13 protein-coding genes and 2 pseudogenes are annotated in these 12993 nt (G+C 64.3%); 7 read left to right on the plus strand and 8 right to left on the minus strand.

What is annotated here, in order from left to right; genetic code table 11:
• The coding region (locus tag GCT13_RS36965; RefSeq protein WP_152766862.1) for a transposase at positions 1-208 on the minus strand (208 nt) is incomplete at its 3' end.
• A gap of 214 nt (positions 209-422) precedes the next feature.
• Between GCT13_RS36965 and GCT13_RS36970 the strand changes: the two genes are divergently transcribed.
• Positions 423-758: a hypothetical protein gene (locus tag GCT13_RS36970; RefSeq protein WP_407670916.1), complete on the plus strand. Its 336-nt coding sequence runs from the start codon at positions 423-425 to the stop codon at positions 756-758.
• A 544-nt stretch (positions 759-1302) separates the two neighbouring features.
• On the opposite strand, the gene GCT13_RS36975 is transcribed toward GCT13_RS36970, so the two are convergent.
• Both GCT13_RS36975 and GCT13_RS36980 read right to left on the minus strand, forming a co-directional pair.
• The gene (locus GCT13_RS36975; RefSeq protein WP_152766864.1) at positions 1303-2457 is read right to left on the minus strand and encodes a Gfo/Idh/MocA family protein; all 1155 of its coding nucleotides are present in this window, start codon (positions 2455-2457) and stop codon (positions 1303-1305) included.
• Positions 2458-2487: 30 nt separating this feature from the next.
• Positions 2488-3684: a phytanoyl-CoA dioxygenase family protein gene (locus GCT13_RS36980; protein WP_152766866.1), complete on the minus strand. Its 1197-nt coding sequence runs from the start codon at positions 3682-3684 to the stop codon at positions 2488-2490.
• Between the two features lie 131 nt (positions 3685-3815).
• Here GCT13_RS36980 and GCT13_RS36985 point away from each other — a divergent pair, with 131 nt between their 5' ends.
• Positions 3816-4904: a LacI family DNA-binding transcriptional regulator gene (locus GCT13_RS36985; protein WP_152766868.1), complete on the plus strand. Its 1089-nt coding sequence runs from the start codon at positions 3816-3818 to the stop codon at positions 4902-4904.
• A gap of 222 nt (positions 4905-5126) precedes the next feature.
• Here the strand turns inward: GCT13_RS36985 and GCT13_RS36990 are convergent.
• Positions 5127-5750 (minus strand): annotated as a pseudogene (locus tag GCT13_RS36990) (GGDEF domain-containing protein); the annotation flags it as partial.
• Between GCT13_RS36990 and GCT13_RS36995 the strand changes: the two are divergent.
• Both GCT13_RS36995 and GCT13_RS37000 read left to right on the plus strand, forming a co-directional pair.
• Positions 5734-6138: pseudogene (locus GCT13_RS36995) on the plus strand (YbfB/YjiJ family MFS transporter); the annotation flags it as partial. The pseudogenes GCT13_RS36990 and GCT13_RS36995 overlap by 17 nt on opposite strands.
• 456 nt (positions 6139-6594) lie before the next feature.
• Positions 6595-6867, plus strand: a complete 273-nt coding sequence (locus tag GCT13_RS37000; protein WP_152766870.1) for a hypothetical protein — start codon at positions 6595-6597, stop codon at positions 6865-6867.
• A gap of 76 nt (positions 6868-6943) precedes the next feature.
• Here GCT13_RS37000 and GCT13_RS37005 read toward each other — a convergent pair whose 3' ends face one another.
• Complete coding sequence (locus tag GCT13_RS37005; RefSeq protein WP_152766872.1) at positions 6944-7894, minus strand: DMT family transporter; 951 nt, start codon at positions 7892-7894, stop codon at positions 6944-6946.
• 335 nt (positions 7895-8229) lie between these two features.
• Here GCT13_RS37005 and GCT13_RS37010 point away from each other — a divergent pair, with 335 nt between their 5' ends.
• Positions 8230-8439, plus strand: coding sequence for a hypothetical protein (locus GCT13_RS37010; RefSeq protein ID WP_087736240.1), 210 nt, complete (start codon positions 8230-8232; stop codon positions 8437-8439).
• Positions 8440-8638: 199 nt separating this feature from the next.
• Here GCT13_RS37010 and GCT13_RS37015 read toward each other — a convergent pair whose 3' ends face one another.
• Both GCT13_RS37015 and GCT13_RS37020 read right to left on the minus strand, forming a co-directional pair.
• On the minus strand, positions 8639-8926 hold the full coding sequence (locus GCT13_RS37015; protein ID WP_152766874.1) for a hypothetical protein: 288 nt from the start codon (positions 8924-8926) through the stop codon (positions 8639-8641).
• Positions 8927-9063: 137 nt separating this feature from the next.
• Positions 9064-9819 (minus strand): Mut7-C RNAse domain-containing protein, encoded by a 756-nt coding sequence (locus tag GCT13_RS37020; RefSeq protein WP_152766876.1) that lies wholly within the window; start codon positions 9817-9819, stop codon positions 9064-9066.
• A 103-nt stretch (positions 9820-9922) separates the two neighbouring features.
• Here GCT13_RS37020 and GCT13_RS37025 point away from each other — a divergent pair, with 103 nt between their 5' ends.
• The gene (locus GCT13_RS37025; protein WP_152766878.1) at positions 9923-10792 is read left to right on the plus strand and encodes an NAD(P)-dependent oxidoreductase; all 870 of its coding nucleotides are present in this window, start codon (positions 9923-9925) and stop codon (positions 10790-10792) included.
• A gap of 168 nt (positions 10793-10960) precedes the next feature.
• Positions 10961-11608 carry a LysE family translocator gene (locus tag GCT13_RS37030; RefSeq protein WP_152766880.1) on the plus strand — a complete coding sequence of 216 codons (648 nt, stop codon included), beginning with the start codon at positions 10961-10963 and terminating at the stop codon, positions 11606-11608.
• 89 nt (positions 11609-11697) lie between these two features.
• Here GCT13_RS37030 and GCT13_RS37035 read toward each other — a convergent pair whose 3' ends face one another.
• Entirely contained in the window at positions 11698-12987 is a 1290-nt protein-coding gene (locus GCT13_RS37035; protein ID WP_152766882.1) for an MFS transporter, read from the minus strand.
• Positions 12988-12993: the final 6 nt, after the last annotated feature.

The raw sequence follows: 12993 nt of genomic DNA on the forward strand, positions 1-12993 counted from the left end.
CGATTGGCGGTGCAGCTGGGGGCGCGTTGCCCGCGTCGAACACATCGGCAACCCGCTCCTGCAACTGCTTCTTCCAGTCCGTGATCTGGTTCGGATGGACATCAAATTGCTGGGCCAACTCTGCCAGCGTCTTGTCGCCCTTAAGCGCCGCTAGTGCCACCTTTGCCTTGAATGCCGGTGAGTGTGTCCGTCGGTTTCGTTTCGTCATCTTCTGGTTCCTTGTCGCCGGCCATTATGACCGACTCACGCCCCAGCTTTTCCACTCAATGAACTGTCCGAATTTCCGGAGCCACCTCTCAGTGCGAACGCATTGTGTGCGGAGCACGCCAACACACATCGTCGTGAGGTTCGCTCATGAGTCGCGCGCGAGCGCCGGCATGCCCTGTCCAGCAAGCCTTGCGGCCCGCAAAGGCTTCATAGGCATGCCCATTGCTTTTTACTGCGCGCCCGCCAATGAAGCGGGCCTCACCACATATCAACCGGAGGCGATCGTGCTTGCAGCAAAACCCTGTACTGCGACGTGTGTCATCGATGGAATCGCGGTTACGCTGACTTTTTTTCCTGACACGGGCGTCCTGCGCATCACGGACAGCACGGGCAGCCGTCTGAGAGAAACACGCTGGTCCGCTTCGTGGGACAGCCTCGTCGCGACGTTCCGCGAACTCAGTGAAACGGCCGACGAAGACCGCGCCGATCCCGATGTGCTGTTCGGCAGCGTCTACCGTTCGCACGCGGCGAGCACGCGCTTCGCAACGTGAAGGTATCGCGCGACGCTGGCCGCTCGCGAACGAACGGCGCAAACGGGCGAACAGCGCCACGAATCGCCCTCGCTTCAGCCAATTGATTGCGCGCGCCCGCTCCTATACTTCTTTCCATGGAGCGACGATTCAACGAGCCCCATCGATGCGGTTCCCCTCCGCGTCGTGCATGACCGTAGGTTGCCTGCAGTTCGATCAGCAGTTTGAAGTCCTCGTTGCAGTAGCAGTAGCAGTAGGTCAGTACAGCAGTAGGGCAGTACAGCTTTAGCGAAGTACAGCTCTAGCGAAGTAATGCAGTCGGCAACAGCAGTCGTAGCAGCGGCAAACGAGCAGTCGATTCACCGATTCAACAGAATGCAGTTGGGGTTAGCAGCAAGGAGTAGGCGCGGGGCCAAATCGAAGCAAAAAGAAGCGTGACCAATAACAGCTTCATGTGATGAGCAGCAGTCGGCAAGCATCCACGCGCCTGTACGATATGACTCATCCACCGAGCCCTGTTCCCCCGCGGAACAGGGCTCTTTTTTCGGCGCGCACGATCCGCCGATCAAGCGCGCTCGACGTCCTGCCACGCGCCCGCCGCCATGCTCTTCACCGAAGCATCGACGAACGCAAGTCCCTTCACACCATCGCGCACGCCGGGAAAGAGCGTGGGCCTGTCATCCCGTTCGCCTTCGCTGATCCGCCCGGCGACGCGCTCCGCGAACTCCGTATAAAGATTCGCGAACGCTTCCAGATAACCTTCGGGATGGCCGATGGCGATGCGCGTCGAGCGTTGCGCGCCTTCGCTCACCGTCGGGCCCAGTCTGCGCGTGACGATCTGCTCGAAGCCGTCATGCCGGCGATGAATCAGGCGGTTCGGTTCTTCCTGATGCCATTCGAGGCCTCCTTTGTCGCCGTGAATGCGAAAGCTCAGCCCATGCTCGGAGCCCGCCGCCGCATTCGTCACCCAGAGCGAGCCGCGCGCGCCGTTCTCATAACGCAGCAGCGCGGAAACATAATCGTCGATGGTGCGGCCGGGAATCGCCGAACCGACGTCCGCGCACACGCGCGTGACGTCGAGCCCGGTGACATACGCGCCCAGATGAAACGCGTGCGTGCCGATATCCATCAGCACGAGCGAGTGGCCCGCGCGTCCCGCTTCCGTGCGCCAGCCTGCGGGCAGATCGTGCGCAGCCAGATAGCTCTGCACGTATTGCAGATGCACCTGGCGAATCTCGCCGAGTTCGCCCCCACGGACCATATCGCGCGCCTGGCGCACCATCGGGAAGCCGGAGTAGCAGTACGTCACACAGAACTCCGCGTTAGTCGCCTCGACGCGCGCCGCGATCTCGCGTGCCTGCGCCAGATCGTTGGCCAGCGGCTTGTCGCAGATCACGTGAAAGCCATTGTCGAGCGCCATCATGCAGATCGCGTGATGCGAGTCGTTGGGCGTCATCACCGCGATCGCGTCGACGCGATCGGGCCGCGCGGCTTCCGCTTCGATCATCTGCTGCCAGGACGGATACGCTCGCTCATGGTCGATGCCCAGATTCAACGCCGCCTGCCGGGCGCGTTCGGGATCGGAGGACAACGTGCCCGCGACGATGTCGTAATGGCCGTCCAGTCGCGCCGCAATGCGATGCGTCTCGCCGATGATCGAGCCCGGGCCGCCGCCGATCAATCCAAGCCGAATGCGTCTGCCGATGGTGCTTATCGTCATGTCGTCTCCGTCATTCGAGTGAGTGCATAGTTAGTGCGTCGCGTTACGGACTTCGAGATCGCGCAGCGCTTCCGCGAATTTCTCGTCGGACCAGTTTTCGTCGAGCGCAGTCGCGAAGATCTGTTGCTGGCTCGCGGGCGCGAGTCCGCCGACGGGCGGATTGCGATCGAGATTGGTCGGAAACGCGTAGCCTTCCGCGCACGATGCGATCACGGCCGCCGCTTCCGTCGCGCCGATCTGCCGTTGCGCGCGCATCGCACGCAACGCGGGAAACACGGCGTTGCACATGCGCGTGCGATCGAGCGATTCCATCGCGCGCCCATAAGCCGACGACACCTGCAGCAGATTCGCCATCCGCTGCACGTTGCGCGTACGGTTCGAACCGGCCGCGTGAAAGAGCGCGGGACTGAAGAAAATCGCATCGCCCTTTTGCAGCGGCAACTGCGCGTGGTTCGATTCGAAATACTCGCGGAAATCCGCGCGGCGCCACGCGACATAGCCCCGCGGATAACGCTGCGAGAACGGCAGCAGCTTGGTCGGCCCGCTATCGACGGGCATGTCGCTGTGCGCGACGGCGCCTTGCAGCGTCAGCAGCGCCGACATCAAATGCACATGAGCAGGAAAGCGCTGCGCTTCGTCGACGGTGAGAAAGCCGAGATGGAAATCGCGGTGCGCCTGTTGTGCTTCGCCGCCCGGCCGCACGACGTTGACTTGCGACGTCATCTGATAGCCGGGGCCGAGCCACGCTTCGGCGGCCGCCATCAGGATCGGATTCGCGAAGTAGCGCACGAACACTTCCGGCGCGGCGAGGCAGAGCTTTTCCTGCGCGTTCCAGATGCGGTCGTTCGCGCCTGCCTTCGCAAAGTGATCGGCGCCGCTGCCTGCCTTGCGCTCGCTTCGGATGATCGATTCGAAGATCGCGGTTGCATCGTCGATCGCGAATGTGTCTTCGTAGGCGCGCTTGAGCACGAACACGCCGGCGCCGTCGAGCAACACGTCGGCCCATTCGGCGAGCAACTCGGGACGGCGCGACGCATCGGCCACGACGGGCCGCAGCGCGTCGCAGTCGTACACAGGAATCGCTTGTTCGACGGCAGCGGCAAAGCGTGGCCGTGCATGCGCTTCGCGCGAAGTGTCGATCAGCGTCGCGAAGTCGTCGACGGAACAGTCCGCTTCGCGAAACCAGGCGTGCGCTGCTGATGCAAAACGTCGAGGGTTCTGGCTCATGTCGTCTCCCGTTCCATGCAGCCCGATTGCCGGATGTTTCGAACCAGCTTATCGCCAAACTTTGGCGCTGCGTTACTATCGAAACATCAAAAACACATCAAAAACGGGCGCCCGTTTTCGCCCGGTGATCCATGAGTCATCCCTTTCTGATCAAGGAAATCGCGTTGCAGGCGGGGCTCGGCACGGCCACCGTCGACCGCGTGCTGAACGGCCGCGCGCACGTTCGCGAGCACACGCGTCGTCGCGTGATGCAGGCGATCAAGGAACTGGAGAAGCAGCAGATGACGATGGCGACGAGCGGGCGCAAGCTCGTCGTCGATGTCGTCGTGGAGGCGCCGCGCCGTTTCGCCGACGAGATCCGCGACGCGCTCGAAGACACGATCCCGAGCCTGCATCCGGCGATTTTCCGGCCGCGCTTTCTGATGCAGGAGACGATGACGAAGGCGCAAGTCGTCGATGCGTTGCACGCGATCGCGCGGCGCGGCAGTCATGGCGTGCTTCTGAAAGCGCAGGACGTGCCCGAGATCGCGCGGGCGATCGCCGAGCTGAAGCAGCGCGAGATTCCCGTGGTGACGATGTTCACCGACATTCCGGCGTCGGAGCGCATTGCGTATGCGGGACTCGACAATCGCGTCGGCGGCGCGACGGCTGCGTATCTGATCGGCCACTGGCTCGGCAGGCGCGCGGGCAACGTGCTCGTGACGATGAGCAACGAGCGCTTTCGCGGCGAAGAAGAGCGCGAGGCGAGCTTTCGCGCGACGCTGCGCGAACGCTACGCGCATCTGACGCTGATCGACGCGAGCGGCGGACAGGGACTCGATGCGCAGACGGAAGGCCGCGTGCGCGAGGCGGTCGAAGCGGGGCAGAAGATCGTCGCCGTCTACTCGATGGGCGGCGGCAACGCGGCGATTCTGCGCGCGCTCGGGTCGTTGAACCAGCATCCGAAGTGCTTCATCGGACACGACCTGGATCGCGAGAACGTGCAGTTGCTGCGCGATCGCGCGATCACGGCGGTGCTGCATCACGATTTGCGACAGGACATGCGCTCGGCGTGTCAGCACGTGATGTGCTTTCACAAGCTGCTGCCGAGGTCGGCGGTGAGCGCGTCGTCGTCGGTGGTGGTGGTGACGCCGGAGAATCTTCCGCACGAAGTGGTGCAGCGATTTGCCGGGCGCGATGAGCGCGACCGGCGCGAGAGCTGGCGGCCATGGTTCCTTTGAGGGGCGCGGCCTGCCTCACCAGGTGCTCTCGGCTTCAACCAGAAAAAGAAAAACGCCACGGACAAAAGCCGTGGCGCGCAAATCGTCCCGATGATTCCGACTGCGTGGAGAATCATGGAGAACCTGGAGACAGGAACAAGTCTACGTCGACGCGACACGCGGTCATCGCGCGAACAGTGAGCGTTTTTCCCCGCAATTCAAGTGCGTCTCGCGCATTGCGGTTCAGGTACGCCGTTTCGCCGGATCAGCACGATTCGCATGATTCGCATGATCGTTGGCCTTGTCCGTTGGCGCTTGTGCCTGCATCCATTCCGCCGATTTCACCTGATTGCGCCCAGCCGCCTTCGCCGCATAGAGCTGCGCGTCGGCGGCGGCGACGAGTTCCGGCGGCGTGCCGCCGTCGGCGGGGCGACATGTCGCGACACCTGTGCTCCCCGTCACGCCGCCGTGATCGGGTGGCAGTCGCTTCACGTGCAACGTCTCGACAACGCGGCGGATTTTCTCGGCGATATGGACCGCCGCATTCGACGCCGTGTCCGGCAGCACGACGGCAAACTCTTCGCCGACATATCGCGCGACCATATCGATCGAGCGCCGCGCCGCCGACGCGATGCAATCCGCGACGGCCGCCAGCACTTCGTCGCCGGCTGCGTGGCCATAGGTGTCGTTGAGGCGCTAGAAATAATCGATGTCGATGAAGAGCACCGACAACGGCGCGCCGTTGCGCCGCGCGCGGCGCCATTCCTCGTCGAGATGCAGGTCTAGCGCGCGGCGGTTGCCCAGCTTGGTGAGCGGATCAGTGGCAGCGAGCTCGGCGAGGCGCGCCTGCGCGCGCACCTTGTCGCGGCTGCTTGACCGCATGCGCGGCGGTCAGGCGCTGGCCGTGCTCAATGCGCTGCTTGCATTCGCGACGCTGTTGCCGGCGCTCATCGCGCATCCCGTCGCCGCGTTTGCGTCGTGGCTGCTGTTCGGCGCGACGTTCCTTTCCGCCGTCGCATCGACGACAGCGTTCGTGCGTCACAACCTGTCCGCCGCGTATTGGGCTCGCGGCATCAGCGCTTTCACGATCGTGTTCGCGTTCGGGCAGATCGTCGGGCCGACGGTGATCGGTTGGGTCTCGGACGGCGCCGGTCTCGAGCGCGGCCTCATCTATTCGGCATGCCTGTTTGCCGCGGGCGCAGCGCTTGCGGGATGTCAGAGGACATGGACGCAAATGGCCGATTCGGTCAACTGATCGTTTTCGTCGACGCGCGTGTACGGCGCAACCGCATATTCAATGCCACGCCAAGTGTTGCGCGGGCCGCACGCCGCACGGATTGCGGTCGCCAGCGCACAGACTGCGTGCATCGGCGGGGACACGATGAAAACCGACGAAACACTCAGTGCTCCCATTCGAATCTGACTGTTGCTATTTCGTCAAAACAACTAGAGAGACGAGAGATCAAGGCCTAAAGTTAAAGTGCTTTCTCAAGTCTTTTGTGCAGTGCGGGGGTGCTATGAAACGTAGAAACGCGCGACAACTGGTTCGGCTACTGTCGGACATGCGACACGCGGCGGATTGCAGGGCGCTTCGCGCAGCTGCGACGCAACGGGCGATCGAGCTTGCAGCAGCAGAAGCAGCCGAGGAAGAGCAGGACAAGCCGGATACAGCGCGCGAAGGCTCCCGCGACAAGACGACGTGGAGAACGTCATGAAACCCGCCACCGAGCAGTCGCTGCATTTTCTGGTCGACAAGTGGCTGGGGCCTGTTTCCACACCTGTGCGCGTCACGCAGGTCGGCCGCACGAAATGGGACAACACGCGCTACGTGCGCGTCGAGACATCGTTGCCGGACAGTCGGCGTTCGCTCTTCTTCTTTCGTCACGACGACGGCTGCTGGTGCGTCTTTCCGCCGACGCCGAAGAAACGTCGTTCCGACGACGAAAGCTGGCAGAGCGCGTTTGCCGGTCAGGCGGTCGCCTGAAGCGGCTCGTGATCCCTTGTGATCGCTCGTGATCGCTCGCGATCGCTCGCGCAGCGTGATCCCAGCGGGCCGTTTGTCAGGCCGCTTCCGCTGAGTCCGACGACAGCTGGCGCCGGCCGCTCCACATCGGCATCACCTGGCAGACGATCAGTCCCGCGAGCATCAGCGCGCAGCCGAGCATTGCGCGCGCCGCGAGCGTTTCGCCGAGCACGAGCCAGCCGGCCAGCGCGGCGAACACGCCTTCCATGCTGAAAATAACGGCGGCGTGCGCGGGCGCGGCATCTTTTTGCGCGACAACCTGAATCGTGTACGCGACGCCCACCGACAGCGCGCCGCCATAGAGAATCGTCGGCGCGGCGCGGACGATGTCGGTGAGGCGCAGCGGATCGACGGCGAGTCCGATCGCGAGGCTCACGACGCCGCACACGACGAACTGCACCAGCGCGAGCGCAAGCGGATCGTGACGGCGCGCGAAACGGCTGACCAGCACCACCTGGGCGGAAATCACGATGGCGCCCGCCAGCTGGAGCCAGTCGCCGTACAGAATCGAAAAATGCTCGTCGACACTCAGGAAGTACATGCCGAGCGCGGCCAGCGTTGCGCCGAGCCACACGCCGAGGCCGGTCTGATGGCGCAGCACGACGCCCATCAACGGCACGATGACGACGTACAGCGAGCTGATGAAGCCCGCGTTGGCGACTTTCGTGTACTGGAGGCCGATCTGCTGGCACGAAATCGACACGGCGACAAGCAAGCCGAGCAGCGCGCCGTCGCGCCATAGCGTCCGCGTGCTTGAAGTCGAGACCGTGGGCGTTGTAGCGGCCGGGATGCCGGGCTTGCGGCGTCGCGCGACCGACCAGACGATCAGCACGACAAACGCGCCCAGCAGAAAGCGCAGCCCGGTAAAGAGAAACGGTCCGATTGCATCGAGGCTCAGACGCTGCGCGACGAACGCGCTGCCCCAGATCATGGCGGCGACGAGCATCAGAAGATTCGCGCGCAGATGTTGGCGAGTGGCGGTTTTCAAGCGGAGATTTCCTGCAAGCAACTCGTTTCGCGCGATCCACGGCGCATAGGATGCGTGTCTCTTCAGACGAAACGATGATTCATGACGGCATTGGCGGTAGCCGACATGATACCCGGGCGCGCCGTCGGCGAAGCGTCGACGGAGTGAAAGCATCGGGTAAGCTAAATGTGTCCCCGAAAATACAATCCAACTTTATGGGATGACAAACTGCCTACGCTGCGTGATACTCCCCGCGGGGAGCCGGGAGGCGCTGTGTGGCCCGGCCGGCTTCACCGTCATGCCGTTCCAATTCAACATTTGACTTAAAAGTCGTCAGGTTTTGGGGATAAACACACATGAAGAAGATCATCGCCTCGCTCATCACCGCCTCGCTCGCACTCGTGTCCGTTCAGGCTTTCGCACAGGCATCCGACGCAGCACCGGCAGCCGCTAGCGCCGCCAAGCCGAAGCACGCCCACAAGCAACTGAAGACGCACGGCAAGCGCGCTGGCGTGTCGAGCGCCGCGTCGGCCGCAGGTACGAACGACAAGGGCACGACGAACTAAGCAGCCCGATCGTCGCGCCAGCCGCGAGCGGTTTGCCGGCGCGCCATCTTCGATGGCCCCGGCGTCTTTGCAGCGTTGCTGGCGTCGCAACAAGAAAGGCCGAAGCGAATGCTTCGGCCTTTTGCATTTTCAGCGCGGGCAGTCGTGCCCGAGTCACGTGCCTGAATGAATTGCGTCGACGCCGTTGCGTTGCGTCCGTTCAGGCGCTCGCTGCGAGTCCGTTGACGAGCAATTCGGCGATCAGCGCGTTCATGCCTTCCGGATGCGTCGCGGCGCGCTCCTTCAACTGATCGACGAGCGCTTGCGGCAGCTTGCACGCAAACGGCACGAGGCCCATCGCCTGATCGAGCTTGCGCTGCTCGCGCCGGTCGAGTTGCGGCTGTTGCGACGACGCCTTGCCGAAACGGTCGGCGGCGAGGGACTGTTTCATCTGGTTGCCCAGTTTCAGCGCCTTGTTCTTCTCAAGGTCGAATTTCTTCATTGCCATGCTGACGGCCTCTAACGAATAAGCAATCCGCCATTGTACGCACCGCGAGCCGCTTGGATGCTGGTTAAACGACGCCGTGCGTGGGCAGCAGGGCAGCAGGGTGGCAGGACAGCAGGGTGGCAGCGGCAGGGTGGCGGTCATTGCGCGGCGGTCTGCGCGCCCGTCACGCTATCCATCAGCGCGCGCATTCGCCGCCAATGCGAACCTTCCCAGAAGACGCGCCGGCAGACGTCGCAAGTCACGAACTGCGAATGCCGCTCGAGCACGCCGGCGGGTGCGCGTCCGATCGCTTCGTCCTTTGCAATGCGCCGCAGCGGCGCGTTGCACGTCAGGCACAGGCGAAACGGCCGCGCGCTGTGCGCCAGATCGAGCCGGCCGAAAATCTCGCGTAATTGTGCTTCGGGCTTCAACGCGCGCACATAGCAGCCATGCGTGATCGTGCGGCGCTTGAGAAGTTCGCGGTCGCGCGTGAGGACGATGCGGTCTTCGTCGGAGGCGATCGACTCGATATGCGAATCGGCGTAGTGGTTGTCGTAGAGTGTGTCGAAGCCGGCCAGGCGCAGCAATTGCGCGAGCCCGCCGAGATGCGCGTCGGCGACGAAGCGCACCACGCGCAACGGGTGCTCGCGTACGCGCAGCAGCGGCTGGATATCGAGCGCCTCGAACTTCGGATAGACGGCAACGCGATCGCCTTCCTGCAACTGATGCTCGAAGCCGACCGATTCGCCGTTCACAAGGATCAACTCGACTTCCGTGTGCGGCACGCCGAGCGCTTCGATCATATGCTTGGCCGTGGCGGCGCGCGCGCACTCGCAACTGAATGACTGCCGACGCAGCGGCCGCGCCAGGAAGTCGTTCAATTCTTCGTAGAAGCGGAAAGTCGCGGTGACCATGGTGCGAGTATCGCACTGCGTCCGTTGCAGTGCCGATGGGCAATTACGAGCACGGCTCGTGCGACTGTGCTCTACTGCGGGTTCTGTTGAACAGGAGCTATTGATGGACATCGGTTTTATCGGTCTCGGCGAGATGGGCGCCGCGATGGTCGCAAACATCTTGAAAGCCGGGCATAGCGTGCGCGTGTGGAACCGCTCGCCGGACAAGGCGCAGCCGCTCGCTGGACTCGGCGCGCAGGTGGTCGGTTCGCCCGCTGAGGCTTTCGCCGGGGACGCCGTGTTCTCGATGCTCGCCGACGATGCCGCGCTGCGCGATGTCATCAGCGCGTCGTTGCTCGAACATGCGCCGCGCGGGTTGATCCACGTGAACATGGCGACGATTTCCGTCTCGCTCGCCGAAGAGCTGGCGACGGCGCACGCGAGCCGCGGCGTGCACTACGTGGCGGCGCCCGTGATGGGACGGCCCGACGTGGCGGCCGCCGCGAAGCTGACGATCGTCGCCGCCGGACCCGCCGAGGCGATCGACCGCGTGCAGCCGGTATTCGATTCGATCGGTCAGAAGACCTGGCGCATCGGCTCACTGCCGCAGCAGGCGAACGTCGTGAAGCTCGCGGCGAACTTCATGCTGGCGTCCGCCGTGGAGACGCTCGGCGAAGCATCGGCGCTGCTGGGCGGTCATGGCGTCGCGATGCAGGATTTTCTCGATGTCATCACGAATAGCGTGTTCCCCGGGCCGGTGTATCAGGGCTACGGCAAGATGATCGCGGAAAGGCGCTACGAGCCGGCTCTCTTCAAGGCTCGGCTTGGCCTGAAAGACGTGCGGCTCGCGCTGGCGGCAGCCGACTCCGTCTCGACGCCGCTGCCGGTGGCGAGCGTCGTGCGCGACAGCCTGATCGAAGCCGTCGCGCATGGAGACGGCGAGAAGGATTTCGCCGTGCTGGGGCAGGTCGCGTCGCGGCGAGCGGGCCGCTGACGCTCGATAGTGGCCAGCTGACTTTTTGATTTCGACTGGAACGGCGCCGTCGCTTGTCGATCCTTGCTGTCATTCGCGGCGGCAAGCGGCGGGCTTTCGGCGCGCGACGGACGGGACGGGCATAATGTCCGTCCCGTCCGTTTTTCATTTCATCGAGCACGAAGCATCATGAGTCTGCACGCCTGGTGGCTGTACGTGGCCACGGTTTTTGTCGTCTGCGCGATCCCCGGTCCGAACATGCTGTTGATGATGACGCACGGCGCACGCTACGGCATGCGTCCAACGACGGCCACGATGGCCGGCTGTCTGATGTCGCTGATGCTGATGCTGGCCGTGTCCGTCGCCGGTCTTGGCGTATTCCTGAAAGCCTGGCCGACGATGTTCAACGCACTGCGCCTGCTCGGCGCGGCGTATCTGATCTATCTCGGCGTGAAGGCATGGCGCTCGCCCGCGAGCGAAATCGCTGCGGCGAAAATCGAGGCTTCGCCCGACGACGCCGGCGGCAAGCTCACCCGTTCACGCGGCTCGCTGTTTCGCAACGGCTTTCTCGTCGGCAGCAGCAATCCGAAGGCGATTCTGTTTTCGGCTGCGCTGCTGCCGCAATTCATCGACGCCTCGCGCCCGACGCTGCCTCAGTTCGCGGTTCTCGTCGCGACGACGGCCGTGCTCGAAATCAGCTGGTACATCGTGTACGCGGGCTGCGGCACGCAGATCGGCGCGAAGCTGAAGAGCAGCAGCGTTGCGAAGGCGTTCAACCGGCTGACGGGCGGCGTGTTCGTCGGCTTCGGCGCGATGATGGCGCTGGTGCGGCACTGACGCTTCACGCTCGCCACGCCGTTCAGCGTGGCGAGCCGGCCATCGATCGTTCGGTGCGCTCGCCCGGTCTTGCGGCGAGCAACTCAATCTCAATGCCGGGTCTGGCGGGCAACGCGGTCGACGAATCCGAACAGCAAAACGGCAACCGCGAACCCCAAGGCGATCGCGCACACGCCGCTCCATCCGGCACACGCCCATGCCGCGCCCGCGAGCGCGGCGCCCATCGCCCCGCCGACGAAGAAAATCCCCACGAAGAGCGCATTCAACCGACCGCGTGCGGTCGGGTTGATGAGATTGATCGCGCGTCGTCCGAGCGTCTGATCGGTGATCACCCCAGCATCGAGCGCCGCGGCGCCGGCGACCAGCAGCGCGAGCGCCGCAACGGGATGCGCGGCCGGTGAGAACCCGCCCCAGCCCGCACCCGCGACGCCCAGCACGAGAACGGCGGCGATCATCACCAGATGCGAGGCGATCTGCGTCGCGCGTTCCGCGCCGCGATCGCCGAGATAGCCTGCGAGCGGCGTGACGATCGCGCCCGTGGCGCCCGCCAGTGCGAACGCCGCGATGCCTTGCATGCCGAGCGAAAACGGCGGTTGCGCGAGCCGCAATGCGATAGCCGTCCAGAATGCGCTGAACGCGCCGAGGGCAAGCGCGGCGAGCGTCGCGCGCCGTTGCAGCACGGGCTCGGTGCGCAGCAGCGTCCACAGTGAGCGCAGCAATTCCGTGTAGCGCGCGTGAGCGAGAGGCCTGTGATTCGGCAACTGGACGTACAAGACGAGTGCAAGCAACGCATCGGCTGCCGCTTCGATGCCGTAGAACGAACGCCACCCGAACGACCCGGCGATCATGCTCGCAAGCGGACGCGACAGCAGAATGCCGAGCATCAAGCCGCTCATCACGTTGCCGACGGCGCGCCCGCGCCGGCTTTCCGGCGCCATCGACGCCGCCATCGGCACAAGCATCTGGATCACGCTTGACGTGGCGCCCGCGAGAAATACCGACGCCAGAAACAGCCAGCCTGACCGCGCGAGCGCCGACAACGCGAGGAAAACAGCGCAGCACGCCAGCGTCCTGACGATGAGCTGGCGGTTTTCGAGCAGATCGCAAAGCGGCACGAGCAGCAGCAAACCGGCCGCGTAGCCGAGCTGAGGCAGCATCGCGATCAGTCCGGCCAGCTCCGGCGGCAGGTTCAGCGCGCGGCTGACGGGCCCCGTCAACGGCTGCGCCGCCGACAGATTCACGACGATCACGCCGACGGCGGCGGCGAAAAAGAGCGTCAACGGCGTGGTCAAAGTCCCCGGCGTGGCGGGCGGTCGCGCCAGTGACGGCGAGGGCGGTGTGGTGACGGCGCGCGGACACGTGTCGGCGGGTCGGTTCATCGATTG

It is taken from the genome of Paraburkholderia franconis (assembly GCF_009362735.1).
Lineage (GTDB): Bacteria > Pseudomonadota > Gammaproteobacteria > Burkholderiales > Burkholderiaceae > Paraburkholderia > Paraburkholderia franconis.

Coding starts and splice junctions, on each gene's coding strand:
- GCT13_RS37025 (WP_152766878.1), top strand. CDS start 9,923: ATGGACATCGGTTTTATCGGTCTCGGCGAGATGGGCGCCGCGATGGTC.
- GCT13_RS36975 (WP_152766864.1), bottom strand. CDS start 2,457: ATGACGATAAGCACCATCGGCAGACGCATTCGGCTTGGATTGATCGGC.
- GCT13_RS37010 (WP_087736240.1), top strand. CDS start 8,230: ATGAAGAAGATCATCGCCTCGCTCATCACCGCCTCGCTCGCACTCGTG.
- GCT13_RS36980 (WP_152766866.1), bottom strand. CDS start 3,684: ATGAGCCAGAACCCTCGACGTTTTGCATCAGCAGCGCACGCCTGGTTT.
- GCT13_RS37020 (WP_152766876.1), bottom strand. CDS start 9,819: ATGGTCACCGCGACTTTCCGCTTCTACGAAGAATTGAACGACTTCCTG.
- GCT13_RS37035 (WP_152766882.1), bottom strand. CDS start 12,987: ATGAACCGACCCGCCGACACGTGTCCGCGCGCCGTCACCACACCGCCC.
- GCT13_RS36970 (WP_407670916.1), top strand. CDS start 423: ATGCCCATTGCTTTTTACTGCGCGCCCGCCAATGAAGCGGGCCTCACC.
- GCT13_RS37030 (WP_152766880.1), top strand. CDS start 10,961: ATGAGTCTGCACGCCTGGTGGCTGTACGTGGCCACGGTTTTTGTCGTC.
- GCT13_RS37000 (WP_152766870.1), top strand. CDS start 6,595: ATGAAACCCGCCACCGAGCAGTCGCTGCATTTTCTGGTCGACAAGTGG.
- GCT13_RS36985 (WP_152766868.1), top strand. CDS start 3,816: ATGAGTCATCCCTTTCTGATCAAGGAAATCGCGTTGCAGGCGGGGCTC.
- GCT13_RS37015 (WP_152766874.1), bottom strand. CDS start 8,926: ATGGCAATGAAGAAATTCGACCTTGAGAAGAACAAGGCGCTGAAACTG.